Below are 14,921 nucleotides of genomic sequence, written 5' to 3' on the forward strand. Positions count from 1 at the left end.
CGAGGGCCGTTCGCCGCCCCGTGCCGTATCGGCCAGGTCACAGAACCCGCCCCGGCGTGGCGTCGCCCCGCCGTGACCCCCTAGGGTCCGTGCCCATGGCATTCACACCGGGGGACCTCACCCACGAGGTACTGGCGCGCTCGCATCACTTCAGCCACTACCACTCGTCGCACGGCTCGTACGGCGGCAGCAGCGGCTCCTTCCAGTGGTGGGAGTGGCTGATCGTGCTGGTCGGCGGCGGCGTGGTCATCTGGAGCCTGATCAAGAAGTTCAGCTCCCGCTGACCACGGCGCCCGCCGCACGCCTCAGTCGAACCAGCGGGCCTGCGCCAGTTCGTCACCCCGGTCCGGCTCCTCCAGCAGCGCCGCGACCTCGAACCGGCGCGGCCACTGGCCCGCCGCCCAGGCCAGCCCCGCGGCGACACCCTCAAGCGTCGCCGCGTGCAGCGTGCCGTCGGCCGTCAGACGCCAGTCCAGCTCACCGGCCGATTCGCCCTCGCCGACGAGCAGTTCCTCGTGCTCCGTGTACGCGTCGGGCGTACCGGCGCCGAGCAGCGCCCGCACCGCGTCAGGCACCGCGCGGCGGACGCCTTCCGAGCGCACCTCGGCATCCGCCACCTCGCCCAGCCGCCGCACCTGGAGCAGTTCGGCCAGCTCGGCGGCGCGAGCGGGGCGCACCGGCAGCAGCGCCCGGCCGGCCGCCAGCGGCATCAGGTCGGGTGCGTCGGCGACGACGGCATCCGCCGCGTCCACCACCCGCACCTCGCTCCGCGCCGCGCCGTCGGCCGCCGCCGGTGCGTGCACGACGGCCCGCAGCTCGTCGGGGAGCGTCACCTGCTCCGGGTCGAGTTCGGCCAACGCGCCGTACAGTGCGTGCAGTTGGGACGCGCCCACGGGCAGCTCCGGGTCCGCGAGGCGGGCCAGCAGCTCCGCGGCCCCGCCCGGCTCGTCCAGCAGCGCGGCGACCGAGGTCCGTACGCCCAGCGCCCGCAGCACCTGCGCGTCGACCTCACCGGCGTCCGCCGACTCGTACAGGCCCGCCAGCAGCGGATCGCCGCCGGCCGACCGCAATCCGGCCGGGCGCCGCCCGTCGAGGACCGGGTGCCCGCGCAGCCACCAGGCGGCGTAAGGACGCACGGACTCGGTCGTGCCGTCCGGCAGCAGGACCCGCACCGGCGCGGTCAGCGCGTCGCGCAGCGGCGGACGGGACAGCATCGCCAGCGCCTGCGGCCAGGCGTCGTCGTCGACGAGGTCCAGGTCGCGCACCGCGACCAGTTCGGTGACCACCGGCGGCACCGGCGTGTCGGGCAGCGTGTCGAGGATGTCCTCGCACCACACGTCGACGGAGTCCAGCAGCCCGGCGTCGTCCGGCTCGGCGAAGTCACCGTCGCGCGGCTCCAGTTCGTCCGGGTCGAGCACCACGTCCGTGGCCCGCACCAGCGCGAACTGGGCCAGTACGCCCACCGCGGTCAGCGGCTGCTCACCCCAGCGTTCGGCCAACTCGGCGTCACATGCGGCGAGTTCACCCGCACGGATGACCCGCTCGAAGTCGCTTCCCGGGTAGACCAGTTCACCGGCGGGCGCCAGTTCGCCGTCCTCGTCGGGCAGCGCGAGCGCACCCAGCCACGGCTCGTCGCCCGGCGCCAGATGCGCGTCCCGCACCAGCGCGAGCACCGTGTCCGCCACCGCGTCGGCGCCCAGCGGAGCCCCGACGCCGTCCATGTCGTCCGCGAAGACGTCGTAGGCGTCCTCGTCCGCGTCCAGCGAGTTCGCCACCGCGGCCCGTACCTGAGGGGTCGTCAGCACGGCGCGCGGCGAAGCGGGCAGCGCGCCCAGCTTCTCCAGCAGCGGGTGCACCGCGTCGGGGTGCGCGACCTTCAGGCCGAGCCTGGCCAGCGTGGCGTAGCGCGCCGCGGCTTCGCCCTCCTGACCGTCGGTCTCGCCGGGCAGCGGCAGCAGCACCTGGCGCGGCCCGATCGTGGTGCGCACCGTCTCGCCCGCGCCGCCGGGGCGCCGCCCGGCCTGGCCCGCCAGCGGAACCGGCAGACCGCTCAGCCGGTCCGGGTCGGTGCCGGCCAGCGCGTCGTAGAGCCGCCACCACCAGCCGGGGGTCCGCTCGACACCCGCCAGCCGGTCCACCATTTCGCTCAGCGGCACCCTGGCCACGCCCAACGCCCGCAGTTCGGGCCGCCGTTCGAGCCCGGCGGGCAGCAGCGTCGGGAACAGTTCGGCCAGCACCCCGACGGTCTGGGCGCCCGCGCCCTCCAGCACCTCGGCGTCGACCGGCCGCAGCCCGTGACGCTCGTCGCCGTCCACCGGCTCGTCCCAGCCGCCGTCCGCCGCAACCGGCTCCTCCGCGGCGACGGGCGCCCCCGCGCTCGGCAGGAAACGCACCCGCGGCAGCAGCTCCAGCACCCGCTCACGCAGCGCACCGTCCAGACCGCCCTTGCCCAGCGGGCCCGGCACCAGGTCGAGGGTGCCGACCGACACCGGCCGCCAGTCGCCCAGCAGCGTCGCGTACGCGTCGGCCGCCCGCTCCACCAGGAAGTCGGTCAGCGGTCCTGGCGCGACGTGCCGCCGGGTCGGCTCCAGCGGGAAGGAAGCGATCAGCAGCGCGGGCAGCCCCATCGGCTCGTCGGTCGGCGTCGGCGCGTGCACCACGGCCGACGTACCGGGCCGCACCGGCGCGCCCTCGTCGTCCACCGGCACCGCCCAGGTCACCGACCACACCGGCCGCAGCCGCTCCTCGACCGGCCGGTCGGCGAGCAGCGCGGGCTCCAGCGGGCCGCCGTCGCTCGCCACCCGCCAGCGGGTGTCACCCCGCTCACTGTCCTCGATCAGGACCAGGTCCGCGTCCTGACGGCGCCTCAACTCCCGTACGCCGTCCGGGGTTTCGATCACGACCTCGGCGAGGCCGGGCAGCGTCAGCAGCAGCGCCGCGTCGACACCGGCCAGCAGCCGCTCGGCGAGATCCTGCGCGGCGCCGTCCCGCAGCGGCAGCACCACAGCGGTGTCGTACCCCTCGGGCGCGCCGCCCTCCGCGGGCAGCGGCAGCCGCAGCAGCGGTACGTGCCCGTCGCGGCGGCGCAGCTCACCGCCGAGCCCCGGGCTGTGCGCCGCGACCTCCCGCGCCAGCTCGCGCGCCTCGGCCAGCGACCAGCGGACACCGCCGGTACGGCCCACCAGCGCGGGCTCGTCGCTCACCGACAGCACGGCCGCGAATCCGACGCCGAACCGGCCCACCGCACCGGTCGCCACGCTGCTCTCCCGCTTCGCCGAAGCCCGCAGCGTCGACAGCGACTCGACGCCGGTGGCGTCCAGCGGCGCACCGGTGTTGGAGGCCACCAGCACCGCGGGCGCGTCGCCGTCCGCCGGGTGCAGGGTCAGCCGCAGCCGGCCCGGTACGCCGGCCCGGCCCGCCGCGTCCGCCGCGTTCTGCGCCAGCTCCACCGCGAGCCGGTCGCGGTAGCCGCCGAGCGCGAGGTCCTCCTCCGCGTTGGCGTCCTCACGGAACCGGGCGGGCGAGGCGGCCCAGGCATCCAGCACGCCCCGCCGCAGCCGCGCGGTCCCGAACGGGTCGGCCCCCTCGGTCTCCCCGCGCACCATTGCCGTACCGGTCACTTGGCTCTCCCTCAAAGGCGGTGATGTCCCGACGGTAACCCCACGTTGCCGTCCGGCCCGCCGTACGGTGCCGCCTGGCGGCGGGGTGGGGTGCGGGGCGCGGCCCCAGGCGTGTGATGGGTTCCGGCGGTGGGGTCGGTGGGGCGGGTCTGTGGACTGCTTCGCTTTACGTCCTCAAACCCGCCCCACCGACCCCACCGCCTCCCGTGGACAAGGGGCCGCGCCCCTCGGGGGTGTGTGAAACAAGTGGAGCCGGCAGTACCAGCAGTGCGGGCTAGCTGTGACCCAGTTCCTCGGCCGGGCCGGTGTCCTCGACCGAGCCGCTGTCGCGCTCGGGGCGCAGGGACAGGGCGTCGACGATCGTCTCGTCCACCACGGGGGCCGCGGGGCGCGGCGGGGCCGGCATGACGGCGGCCTCGGAGTGGCCGCCGCAGCCGTACGCCAGGGAGACGACCCGGCCGTCCGCCGGGGAGAACTCGTTGGCGCAGACGCCGAACGCCTGGCGCAGGGATCCGGCGAGCGGGGTCAGGAAGCCGCAGGACACGCAGGTCGCGGGCGCGGCCTGGGCCATCGGGGTCTTCGCGCCGTACGCCTCGTCCCAGCGGTCGGCCGCGACGTGCAGGCCGTAGCGGGAGAGCACCCGGGCGCGGCGCATGCCCAGTTCCTCGGCGACGGCCGCGATGCCGCCGCGCTCCGGTGCGGGCTGGACCGCGGGGGATCCGGGCACCACGTCGGCGTCCTCGGCGTCGGCGACCTCGGCCACCTCGCCCGGCACGGCCCTGGCGACGGCGGAGTTCGGCGGCGGGACGTCCTCACCGGTGTAGCCGGGCTCCAGGCGCAGGTCCTCGGCCTCGGTGGGCAGCAGGTCGCCAGGTCCCATGTCGCCGGGGCGCAGCCGCTCGCTCCACGGCACCCATTCCGGGGCGAGGAGGGCGTCGGGGCCCGGCAGCAGGACCGACTCGTCGAGCGTGACGACCTTGGCGCGGGAGGCACGGGCGACCGTCACCGCCCAGCGCCAGCCGCGGTAGCCGGGCTCCTTGCAGGCGAAGAGGTGCGTCACCACGCGGTCCCCGTCGGCGACCGCGTCGATGTGCTCACCGACCATGCCCGGCAGCGCCGTCTCCTCCGCCGCCGCGCGGGCAAGGTCGACCGCCTCGGCGCACAAGCGGTCGGGGGTACGGCTTCGCATCGCAGCACTCACAAGAATCGATTCTCTCTTCCACGCCGTCTCACGAGTGCGCCAGCCGGAGCTGTCCTCTGTCCGGACGACCGGCAGGGCCGGGGCGGGCGGAGCGGACCTGGGGACCGCGTCGACGTCCGCGCCCGATCGCTTGGGTCGAGCGCACCTCTTACGACCCATTCTGCGGGATCGCGCAAAGGCGCGCGGCCAAGAACGACCGCCGGTGGCGCGCTACACACGCTACCCCTTCCATCGCGGACGACCCCTCGGCGGGAGCGGCAATTGTGATCGGCGACCGCCGTCCCCGGTGCCGCACCGTGCGGGACGGCGGTGACACCTGGCGTGAGAAGACGGGGAAACCACCATCTCCTGGGCGAGTTCGGGCAGTATGGCCAGGTGGCTGCCGCAAGGGCGTCGAAGGTGTCGAAGACATCACGGGTGTCACGGGCATCGACCGCGGGCGGGAATCGAGGCAACCGGGCCCGCCGGGCGGGCCGGGCGGCCGGCCGCCTGCTGCACCGCCCGTTCACCGGAGCGGCCCGCGGGTTACGCCGCCTCACCCACGCGCACGGCGCGGGCGAGTCGGGCCTCGGCAAGCTGATCGAGCTGCACGCGGTGAACTCGGCGGGCGACATGATGATCACGGTCGCGCTGGCGTCGACGGTGTTCTTCTCCGTGCCGACGGACCAGGCGCGCGGCCGGGTGGCCCTCTATCTGGCGGTCACGCTGGCCCCCTTCGCGCTGCTCGCGCCGGTCATCGGGCCGCTGCTCGACCGGATCCCGCACGGACGGCGGGCGGCGATGGCCGGCTCGATGCTGGCCCGTGCGCTGCTGGCGGTGACGATGTCGGGCGCGGTCGCGGACGGCGGTCTTGAGCTGTATCCGGCGGCGCTGGGTGTGCTGGTGGCGTCCAAGGCGTACGGGGTGGTGCGCAGCGCGGTGGTGCCGCGGCTGCTGCCGCCGCGCATCTCGCTGGTCAAGGCCAATTCGCGGGTGACGCTCGCCGGGCTGCTGGCGACCGGCGCGGCGGCGCCGGTCGGGGCGGGACTGCATCTGATCGGCCCGCCCTGGCCGCTTTTCGGTGCCTTCGTGGTGTTCGTCGGCGGTGCGTTCCTGTCGTTCACGCTGCCGCACAAGGTCGACTCCGGGAAGGGCGAGGCGCGCGCCCGGCTGACGGCGCGGGAGGAGGAGGCGGCGGGCCCGCCGCGCTCCCGGCGGCCCGGCCTGCGGACCGTGGGCCCTTCGGTGCTGCACGGCCTCCAGGCCAACGCCGCGCTCCGCTCGCTCTCCGGCTTCCTGACGTTCTTCCTGGCCTTCATACTGCGCGAGCACCCGCTGGCCGGGCTCGGTCCCGCGGCCTCGCTCGGCCTGGTCGCGGTCTGCGCGGGAGGCGGCAACGCGCTGGGCACCGCGGTCGGCGCGTGGCTGCGGGCCCGCGGCCCTGAGCGGATCATCGCGGCGGTGCTGGGGGTCGCGCTGACGGCGACGGTCGTCGCGGCGGTCTTCTACAACCTGCTGGCGCTGGTGGTGGTCCCGGTGGCCGCTGCCGCCGCCGGTCTGTGCCAGGCGCTGGCGAAGCTGTCGCTGGACGCGATGATCCAGCGCGACGTGCCCGAGCAGGTGCGTACCTCCGCGTTCGCCAGGTCGGAGACGGCGCTCCAGATGGCGTGGGTGGTCGGCGGTGCCATCGGGATCGCGCTGCCGCTCATCGGGATGCTGGGGATGACGGTGGCCGCGGCGCTGGTGGCGGCCGGGGTGCTGCTGGCCGTGCGGGGGCTGCTGAGCGCGGCGCGGCGGGGCGGCAGGGCGGGGCCGCGGGTGGTGTGAGCGCCCGCGGGCGGGCGGCGGGGCGGGGCGGGCACGGCGCCGGATCCGCGCATCCGGTCGGGCGCGGCACGGCACGCCGCACCCGGGCGTGGTGTGCGCCGGGACGCCAGATAGCCTGCCCGCATGACCGCTGCGTTGATCTCCCGGGGCAAGGGCCGCCGTGCCGCTGCCGCCGTCGGTGCCGTTTCCCTGGGTCTCATCACCCTCTCCGCCTGCGAGAAGCCGACCGATCTGGCGACCGTGACCGTCGGTTCGTCGACGATCACGGCCGAGGCCACGCCCGGCTGCGACGGCGAAGGAAAGATGCTCGACAAGAAGCAGGTCGAGTCCTGCATCACCAAGAAGGGCGACAAGACCCTCACCGTCCACCCCGGTGAGAAGGTCCGCGTCGGCGTGGAGCCCGATGTCGCGAAGTCCGGCTGGATCGTCATCGGCGGCGGCCCGGTCATGCGCGAGCCGAGCAAGCAGACGTACCGCACCTTCGACGCGGACACCCTGTTCATGCAGCAGAACCCGCAGACCGGTCAGACCACCTACACCAAGTCGGTCACCCTCCAGGTCGCGGAGCTGGGCGAGGGTCAGGGCCCCAAGACGATGTGGCACTTCACGCTGAAGCAGAAGGACTGAGCACGCTGACCGGAACCGGGGAACGGCGGCGCGCCGTGCGGGCCTTCTGATGCGGGTACTGGTCGTCACGGCGGTGGCCGCCGAGCGCGACGCGGTGTGCGCGGCGGGCGGTCCTCACGAGGCGTACGAGCTGCCGGGCGGCTACGCGCTGCACCGCCCGTCCGGTGCCCGGTCACCGGCCTTCGACGTGCTGGCCGCCGGGGTCGGCCCCGCGGCTGCCGCGGCAGGCACGGCCACCGCGCTGACCGCGGCTGCCCTGTCAGGCGCCCCCTACGACCTGGCCGTATCGGCCGGTATCGGCGGCGGTTTCGCGCCCGCGGCGCCGTTGGGTTCGCTGGTCGTCGCGGACGAGATCGTCGTCGCCGATCTGGGCGCCGAGACACCCGACGGCTTCGCGCCGGTCACCGCGCTCGGCTTCGGGACCGTGGCGCACCGCCCCGATGCGGCGCTGGTGCGGGCCTTCGCCGCCGCGTCCGGCGCGGCGGCGGGCCCGGTGCTGACCGTTTCGACGGTGACCGGCAGCGCGGAGCGCGCCGCCGAGCTGGCGGCCCGTCATCCGGGCGCGCTGGCCGAGGCCATGGAGGGCTTCGGCGTCGCCGAGGCCGCCGCCGCCCATGGTGTGCCGGTCCTGGAAGTCCGTGCGGTGTCCAACGCCGTCGGCCCGCGCGACCGCGACGCCTGGCGGATCGGCCCCGCGCTCACCGCGCTGACCGGGGCGTTCGGCGCGCTGCCCGGCGCCCTGAGCGCCCCGTGACACCCCGGCCCGGCCCGGACGCGGACCGGGCCCATCTGGAGGAGGACCCCGTGAACCGGCCGCTGAACATCGCGTTTTCGCCGTGCCCCAATGACACCTTCGTCTTCGACGCCTGGGCGCACGGCCGCGTCCCCGGCGCCCCGGAGCTGTCGGTCACCTTCGCGGACATCGACCTCACCAACGGCATGGCCGAGCGCGGCGAGTTCGATGTGCTGAAGGTGTCGTACGCGGTGCTGCCGTGGGTGCTCGACGAGTACACGCTGCTGCCCTGCGGCGGGGCGCTGGGACGGGGCTGCGGCCCGCTGGTGCTGACGCGGGAGGCCGGCCCCGCGGCGGGTCTCGCGGGCAAGACGGTGGCGGTGCCCAGTGAGCGCTCCACCGCGTATCTGCTGTTCCGGCTCTGGGCCGCGGCCGAGGTACCGGGCGGGGTCGGCGAGATCGTCGTGCTGCCGTTCCACGAGATCATGCCCGCGGTGCGCGACGGCAAGGTCGACGCGGGTCTGGTCATCCACGAGGCCCGCTTCACGTACCAGGACTACGGACTTTCCTGCCTGGCCGACATGGGCGAGCACTGGGAGGACACCACCGGCCTGCCGATCCCGCTCGGCGCGATCATCGCCAAGCGGTCGCTGGGCGCGGACACCCTGCGCGCACTCGCCGACGCCACCAGGGCGTCGGTGCGGATGGCGTGGGACGACCCCGACGCCTCCCGCCCGTACGTGCTCAGGCACGCCCAGGAGATGGATCCGGCCGTCGCCGACCAGCACATCGGCCTGTATGTGAACGAGTTCACTGCCGATCTCGGCGAGCACGGCTACGCCGCGGTGCGCGGGCTGCTCACCCGCGCGGCGGCCGAGGGGCTGGTACCGCCCCTCGGCCCTGATGCGCTGACATTCGTCTGATGCCGGGCGGCCGGCCGGCCGGGCGTCCTCAGACGTCCAGCTGGTCGGCGACCGCGCGGAGCATGCCGGCGATCTTCGAGCCGTGCGCCTTGTCGGGGTAGCGGCCACGCTCCAGCTGCTGGGTCACGTTCTCCAGGAGCGTGGTGAGGTCCTGGACGATCGACGCGAGTTCGTCGGGCTTGCGGCGCTGGGCCGCCGCCACCGACGGCGCGGGGTCGAGGATGGCTACGGAAAGTGCCTGGTCGCCGCGCTGGCCTGCGACGACGCCGAATTCGACGCGCTGTCCGGGCTTGAGTACGTCCACGCCGTCGGGCAGCACCGACGAGTGCACGAAGACGTCATCGCCGTCATCACGGGAGAGAAAGCCGAAGCCCTTCTCGCTGTTGAACCACTTGACCTTGCCGGTAGGCACGTCTGTCCTCGTCCTCGTACTCGTGGGAAAAAACTGGCGAACTGCGGGAAATGCGGAACTGCCGGGTGCGATAGCCGCTGTACTGCGGAATGTGCGGAAAAAACGGGTCTGGATAGCAGTGCAGCGGGTCACCTGGACCCGCCGTCACCAAGGCTAGTGGTCCGGTGCCCGGTGACAAGACGTCGCCAGGTGGTTCCTTGGTGCTCCTGGCCCGGACTTACCCTGGTCAGGTGTCTGACGAAACTCCCCAGGCCGGGGATCTGCTGGTCCGAATCGGCGCGATCACGTTCTTGATTGGCGCACTGGCCACTCTGGCCACAGTGACGCCGCTGTTCATCGGCGCCGAACCGCTGCCTTCCGTCTTCTACTGGGTGTGCATGCTGATGGGCGTCGGCTTCCTCGTCGCCGCCGCGGGGGTGATCAGGTCCGCCGCCGCCCAGCGCCGTCAGGCGGACGCCGCTTCCGCCGCCTCGTCCGCGACGTAGCGCCGCAGCCAGGCCGGGAACGCGGTCAGGTCGTCGAGTACGACATCGGCGCCCGCCGCGCGCAGCTCACCGGCGTCGCACGGGCCGGCGGCCACGGCGACGGACAGCGCGTCCGCGGCCCGCGCGCCGCGGACGTCTCCGGTGTGGTCGCCGACGTAGACCTGCGCGCCGTACTCCTTGAGCGCCTCGGCCTTGGCCTCCGCCCAGAGTGAGCCGACGAGGGCGTCCGCCTCGATGCCGAGGTGTTCGAGGTGCAGGGCGGCATTCGACTCGTACTTCGCGGTCACCACGACCGCCCGCCCGCCGGCCGCGTGGACGGCCGCCACCGCCTCCCGGGCGCCGGGCATCGCGAGCGTCGGCCCGATGGCGTACGCGGGGTACAGCTCCCGGTAGACCTCGCTGATTTCGGCCACCCGCTCCTCGGGGAACCAGCAGCGGATCTCGTCCTCAAGCGGCGGCCCCAGCCGGGTCACGGCGAGGTCGGCGTCGATGGGCGTGCCGGTGCGGGCGGACAGCTCCAGGTAGGCCGCCTTGATGCCGGGGCGGGAGTCGATCAGCGTCATGTCGAGGTCGAATCCGACCGTCAGGGGGTGCGCAGCCATGCCTGCCATTGTGCCCGCGCGTGCGCGGCGTCCCGGCGGCCGGGGCACAGGGGCCTCGGCCTCGCTGCCGGAGCACCCGCGCTGCCCCATGGCCGGGCCGTACCCTTAGCCTTGCCTTACCTAAGGGTGTGCCCGTGTGTCCCTGGCCGGATTCACGGGCACGCTCTCAGCCACGGATATCTCGAAATGGACCCGATGTCAGCCGACCAGGCAAGCAGTCCCGGAGGCGCCGCAGTGCGTCCCCGCATACCCGGCGACCGCGCCTCATGACGGCCGGGGTGCGTGGCCGCAGACTCGGTCTGACGGCGGTGGCGGTGCTCGCGCTGCTGCTTGCCGTGCTGTTCTCGCTCGCCGTCGGCAGCCGGATGTTCGCCCCGTCGGAGGTGATCGGCGCGCTGCTGCACGGCGGCGACGGTGACGCCGCCGAAGTGGTGCGGTTCCTGCGGCTGCCGCGCACGCTGATCGGCCTGATGGTCGGCGCGGCGCTGGCGATGGCGGGCACGGTCATGCAGGGCATCACCCGCAATCCGATCGCCGACCCGGGAATCCTCGGCATCAGCCAGGGCTCGTCGGTCGGTGTGGTGCTGGCCATCTCCCTCGCCGGTGTGCACACGTTGACCGGCTATGTCTGGTTCGCGTTCGCCGGTGCCGCCATCGCGTCCGTCGTCGTGTACGCCATCGCCTCCAGCGGTCGCGGCGGCGCCACCCCGGTCAAGCTGGCGCTGTCCGGTGCCGCGATCAACGCGCTGCTGGTGTCGGTGACGATGGCGGTACTGACGACCCAGGCCGCCGCGCTGGACGAGTTCCGCTTCTGGCAGGTCGGCTCGCTCACCGGTAGGGACAGCGAAGTGGCCGGTCAGATCTGGCCGTTCCTGCTGGTCGGCGCGGTGCTGGTGCTGTCCGTCGCCCGCGGTCTCGACGCCCTGGCGCTCGGCGAGGACGTCGCCAAGGGACTCGGCCAGAACGTCGCGACGGTACGGATCGTCGGCGGTCTCGGCGCGACCGTGCTCACCGGCGCCGGGGTCGCGGCGGCCGGGCCGATCGCGTTCGTCGGCCTCGCCGTGCCGCACATCGCCCGCGCGATCGTGGGCAGCGACCACCGCTGGGTGCTGCCGATGGCGGCGCTGCTCGGTCCGGTGATCGTGCTGGTCTCGGACACCGTCGGACGGGTCCTGTTCCCGCCGTCGGAGGTGCCGGCCGGCGTGATGACCGCGCTGATCGGGGTGCCGTTCCTGGTGACCCTGGTCCGCCGGAAGGCGGTGGCCGCGTGAGCGCCCCCGTCACCTCCCCCGACACCGCCGCGCGGCGCGGACCGGTGCGTCCGGCCGGGCACAGCAGGCTGACGGTCGGCCGGGCGTCCTTCCTCGTGCACCTCAGGGCCGCCGTCGTCGCGACGCTGCTGGCCGTACTGCTGGCCGTCGTGTGCCTGGCGTATCTGTGCGTCGGCGAGAGCTTCGTCGCGCCGTCCGAAGCGCTCAAGGTGGTGCTGGGGCAGCCGTCGTCGCAGGAGCTGGTGGTCGGGACGCTGCGGCTGCCGCGGATGGTCGTCGGGCTGCTGGTCGGCGCCGCGTTCGGGGTGGCGGGTGCGCTGATCCAGACGGTCGCCCGCAATCCGCTGGCCAGCCCGGACATCATCGGCGTCACGCAGGGCGCGAGCGCGCTGACGGTCGGCTCGATGACCTTCGGCGTCACCTCGTACGCGGTGCTGCCGTACCTGTCGGTGGCCGGCGGGCTGCTCGCCGCCGCGCTCGTCTACCTCTTCGCCTGGCGCGGCGGGCTGCACGCCACCCGCTTCGTCCTCATCGGCATCGGCTTCGCCGTCGCGCTCCGCTCGGTCACCCAGCTCTTCCTGACGAAGGGCGACTACCTGGTCGCCCAGCAGGCCCAGGTGTGGATGACCGGCTCGCTCAACGGCCGCGGCTGGGCTGAGGCCGCGCCGCTGGGCTGGGCGCTGCTGGTGGCGCTGCCGTGCGTGCTGTGGGCGGCGCGTGCCCAGCGGACCGTGTCGATGGACGACGACACCGCGACGGCGCTCGGCGTCCGGCTGGGGCGGACCCGGCTCGGCCTGGTCGCCATCGGTGTGGTGCTGGCGTCGATGGCGACCGGCGCGGCGGGCCCGGTCGACTTCGTGGCGCTGCTGGCGCCGCAGATCGCGCGCCGTCTGACGCGCACCGCGCAGATCCCGCTGCTGAGTTCGGCGCTGCTCGGCGCCGGCATCGTCGTGTTCGGCGATCTGCTGGCCCGCAAGGTGTTCGCGCCGACCGAACTGCCGGTGGGCGTGCTGACCGCGGCCGTCGGCGCCCCGTATCTGATCTGGCTCATCATCAGGGGCCATCGCACCCGTAGCCGTGCCGCAGGAGGACAAGCGTGACCGAGACCGGCGAGAGCGTCGTCACGGCTGCCGGGGAGGGCTCCCCGAGCCGGCTCACGGCGCGGGATCTGACGCTGGCCTACGAGGACCGTACGGTCGTCGACGGCCTGGACCTGGATGTGCCGCAGGGCGCCGTCACCGTCGTCGTGGGGCCCAACGCCTGCGGCAAGTCGACGCTGCTGCGCGCCCTGGGGCGGCTGCTGCGACCGCGGCGCGGTGCGGTGCTGCTGGACGGCACGGATCTGGCGCGCATCCCGACGAAGACGATCGCCAGGTCGGTGGGGCTGCTGCCGCAGACCCCGGTCGCGCCGGAGGCCATCACCGTCGGCGATCTGGTGGCCCGCGGGCGGCAGCCGCATCAGCGCTGGTGGCAGCAGTGGTCGGACGACGACGAGCGTGCGGTGACCGAGGCGATGGAGCGCACGGACGTGGCGCAGCTCGCCGAGCGGGCGGTGGACGAACTGTCCGGCGGGCAGCGGCAGCGGGTGTGGATCGCGATGGCGCTGGCCCAGGAGACCGATCTGCTGCTCCTGGACGAGCCGACGACCTACCTCGACATCGCGCACCAGGTCGAGGTGCTGGACCTGGTGCGCCAGCTCAACCACGACCGGGGGCGGACCGTCGTCGCGGTGCTGCACGACCTCAACCAGGCCGCGCGGTACGCCGACCATCTGGTGGCGATGAAGGCGGGCCGGATCGTCGCGCAGGGGCGGCCTGGCGAGGTCGTCACCGCCGGTCTTGTGCAGGAGGTGTTCGGCCTCGAAGCGGTCGTGGTGCCCGATCCGGTCACGGGCTCGCCGCTCGTGGTGCCGGGGCGTCCGTGGGCCCGCTCGGGCTGAGGCCCCGGTCCGTCTTCCCTTCTTCCGCGTTTCCCGAGCAGAAAGGGCAGTTCATGTCCCGCTTCGCCGTCCCCCCGCGCCGTACCGCGGCCGTCGCCGTCACGGTGCTGGCCGCCTCGCTCGTTCTGACCTCCTGCGGATCCGGAGATACCGACTCCGCTTCCGGTGACTCGTTCAAGGCCGCCGACTGTCCGAAGCAGCCCACGACGCGCTGGGCGGAGCCGGCGTCAGGCGGCGGCACGCACACGGTGGCGACGGCGATGGGCGACGTGAAGGTGCCGACCGCGCCGAAGCGGGTGGTGGTTCTGGACACCGCCGAGCTGGACTCCGCGATCACGCTCGGCGTGAAGCCCGTCGGCGCGACCCGGTCCGATGTGGCGTCGGGCTTCCTCGACTACCTGCCCAAGGACAAGGTCGCGGGCATCAAGGACGTCGGCAAGATCGGCGCCCCGAACCTGGAGGCGGTCGCGGCCCTCAAGCCGGACCTGATCCTGACCAGCAAGGTCCGCGACGGCCGCAGCTACCAGCAGCTGACGAAGATCGCGCCGACGGTGATGACGGAAACCACCGGCTACCCCTGGAAGCAGAACTTCGCCACGCACGCGGCGGCGCTCGGCCGGATTCCGCAGGCCAAGAAGGCCGTTGCGGCGTACGAGGCGCATGCGAAGAAGGTCACGGCGGCGCTGGGCGGGGCGGCGAAGGCCAAGGCGCTGCGGACGAACGTCGTCCGGTTCGTCGAGGGGGCCGACACCCGTGTTTACGGCTGCCAGAGCTACATCGGCACCATCCTCGCCGACATCGGCACGGGGCCCACGGACGTCGTCAACGGGTCCAAGGACGGGCTGATGACGGAGCTGAGTGCCGAGCAGATGAACAAGGCCGATGCCGATGCCGTCTTCTACGCGAGCTACGGCACGCCGGAGAAGTCGAAGGAGGCGCAGGTCACGGGCGGTGCGCTGTGGAAGAACATGCGGGCGGTGAAGGACGGCAGGTCGTTCCGCGTCGATGATCAGCTGTGGATCCAGGGGATTGGGTACACGGCGGCGGACGAGATTCTGTCCGAGGTGCAGCAGCGGCTGGGGAAGAAGTGAGGGGGCGGGGCTGAGGGGGGCGGTGGGTCCGTCGTCCGGTGGGTCGCTTGGCGTTTGTGGGGGGGTGGGGGGGGGGGGGGGGGGGGGGGGGGGGGGGGGGGGGGGGGGGGGGGGGGGGGGGGGGGGGGGGGGGGGGGGGGGGGGGGGCGGGGCGCGCCCCGGCCCCCCCGCCCCCCCCCCCCCCCCCGTCCGGATCGGCGAGCGACGCCTC

The 14,921-nt window shown here is 74.0% G+C and carries 14 protein-coding genes; 10 read left to right on the forward strand and 4 right to left on the reverse strand.

All coding sequences use genetic code 11. From position 1 onward, the window contains the following. Positions 1-95 precede the first annotated feature (95 nt). The gene (locus tag ACGFNI_RS28565) at positions 96-284 is read left to right on the forward strand and encodes a hypothetical protein (protein ID WP_393687550.1); all 189 of its coding nucleotides are present in this window, start codon (positions 96-98) and stop codon (positions 282-284) included. Between the two features lie 21 nt (positions 285-305). Here the strand turns inward: ACGFNI_RS28565 and ACGFNI_RS28570 are convergent, their stop codons facing one another. Both ACGFNI_RS28570 and ACGFNI_RS28575 read right to left on the reverse strand, forming a co-directional pair. Then, complete coding sequence (locus ACGFNI_RS28570; RefSeq protein ID WP_393687569.1) at positions 306-3,605, reverse strand: sacsin N-terminal ATP-binding-like domain-containing protein; 3,300 nt, start codon at positions 3,603-3,605, stop codon at positions 306-308. Between the two features lie 289 nt (positions 3,606-3,894). Beyond that, on the reverse strand, positions 3,895-4,809 hold the full coding sequence (locus ACGFNI_RS28575) for a DUF3027 domain-containing protein (RefSeq protein WP_393687551.1): 915 nt from the start codon (positions 4,807-4,809) through the stop codon (positions 3,895-3,897). Between the two features lie 429 nt (positions 4,810-5,238). Between ACGFNI_RS28575 and ACGFNI_RS28580 the strand changes: the two genes are divergently transcribed. The 4 genes from ACGFNI_RS28580 to ACGFNI_RS28595 all read left to right on the forward strand — a co-directional run bounded on the left by ACGFNI_RS28580 (position 5,239) and on the right by ACGFNI_RS28595 (position 8,910). Next, entirely contained in the window at positions 5,239-6,627 is a 1,389-nt protein-coding gene (locus tag ACGFNI_RS28580) for an MFS transporter (RefSeq protein WP_393687570.1), read from the forward strand. Positions 6,628-6,750: 123 nt separating this feature from the next. Next, complete coding sequence (locus tag ACGFNI_RS28585) at positions 6,751-7,254, forward strand: hypothetical protein (protein ID WP_393687552.1); 504 nt, start codon at positions 6,751-6,753, stop codon at positions 7,252-7,254. A gap of 49 nt (positions 7,255-7,303) precedes the next feature. Then, positions 7,304-8,008, forward strand: coding sequence for a futalosine hydrolase (locus ACGFNI_RS28590; RefSeq protein WP_393687553.1), 705 nt, complete (start codon positions 7,304-7,306; stop codon positions 8,006-8,008). Positions 8,009-8,058: 50 nt separating this feature from the next. Continuing rightward, positions 8,059-8,910, forward strand: a complete 852-nt coding sequence (locus ACGFNI_RS28595) for a 1,4-dihydroxy-6-naphthoate synthase (RefSeq protein WP_393687554.1) — start codon at positions 8,059-8,061, stop codon at positions 8,908-8,910. A 28-nt stretch (positions 8,911-8,938) separates the two neighbouring features. On the opposite strand, the gene ACGFNI_RS28600 is transcribed toward ACGFNI_RS28595, so the two are convergent. Then, positions 8,939-9,322 (reverse strand): cold-shock protein, encoded by a 384-nt coding sequence (locus ACGFNI_RS28600; protein WP_393687555.1) that lies wholly within the window; start codon positions 9,320-9,322, stop codon positions 8,939-8,941. 230 nt (positions 9,323-9,552) lie between these two features. Between ACGFNI_RS28600 and ACGFNI_RS28605 the strand changes: the two genes are divergently transcribed. Then, on the forward strand, positions 9,553-9,807 hold the full coding sequence (locus ACGFNI_RS28605; protein WP_227050830.1) for a hypothetical protein: 255 nt from the start codon (positions 9,553-9,555) through the stop codon (positions 9,805-9,807). On the opposite strand, the gene ACGFNI_RS28610 is transcribed toward ACGFNI_RS28605, so the two are convergent. Then, on the reverse strand, positions 9,768-10,409 hold the full coding sequence (locus ACGFNI_RS28610) for an HAD family hydrolase (protein WP_393687556.1): 642 nt from the start codon (positions 10,407-10,409) through the stop codon (positions 9,768-9,770). The genes ACGFNI_RS28605 and ACGFNI_RS28610 overlap by 40 nt on opposite strands. A 266-nt stretch (positions 10,410-10,675) precedes the next feature. On the opposite strand from ACGFNI_RS28610, the gene ACGFNI_RS28615 reads away from it, so the two are divergent. From ACGFNI_RS28615 to ACGFNI_RS28630, 4 genes are read left to right on the forward strand one after another with little or no spacing between them, the layout of a single operon-like run. Continuing rightward, positions 10,676-11,680, forward strand: coding sequence for a FecCD family ABC transporter permease (locus ACGFNI_RS28615; RefSeq protein ID WP_393687557.1), 1,005 nt, complete (start codon positions 10,676-10,678; stop codon positions 11,678-11,680). Further along, the gene (locus ACGFNI_RS28620) at positions 11,677-12,780 is read left to right on the forward strand and encodes a FecCD family ABC transporter permease (protein WP_393687558.1); all 1,104 of its coding nucleotides are present in this window, start codon (positions 11,677-11,679) and stop codon (positions 12,778-12,780) included. The genes ACGFNI_RS28615 and ACGFNI_RS28620 overlap by 4 nt, the downstream gene beginning before the upstream one ends. Then, positions 12,777-13,619: an ABC transporter ATP-binding protein gene (locus tag ACGFNI_RS28625; RefSeq protein ID WP_393687559.1), complete on the forward strand. Its 843-nt coding sequence runs from the start codon at positions 12,777-12,779 to the stop codon at positions 13,617-13,619. The genes ACGFNI_RS28620 and ACGFNI_RS28625 overlap by 4 nt, the downstream gene beginning before the upstream one ends. A gap of 53 nt (positions 13,620-13,672) precedes the next feature. Continuing rightward, on the forward strand, positions 13,673-14,710 hold the full coding sequence (locus tag ACGFNI_RS28630) for an ABC transporter substrate-binding protein (RefSeq protein ID WP_393687560.1): 1,038 nt from the start codon (positions 13,673-13,675) through the stop codon (positions 14,708-14,710). The last annotated feature ends 211 nt before the right edge of the window (positions 14,711-14,921 follow it).

Source organism: Streptomyces sp. NPDC048644, assembly GCF_043199105.1.
Taxonomy (GTDB): Bacteria; Actinomycetota; Actinomycetes; order Streptomycetales; family Streptomycetaceae; genus Streptomyces.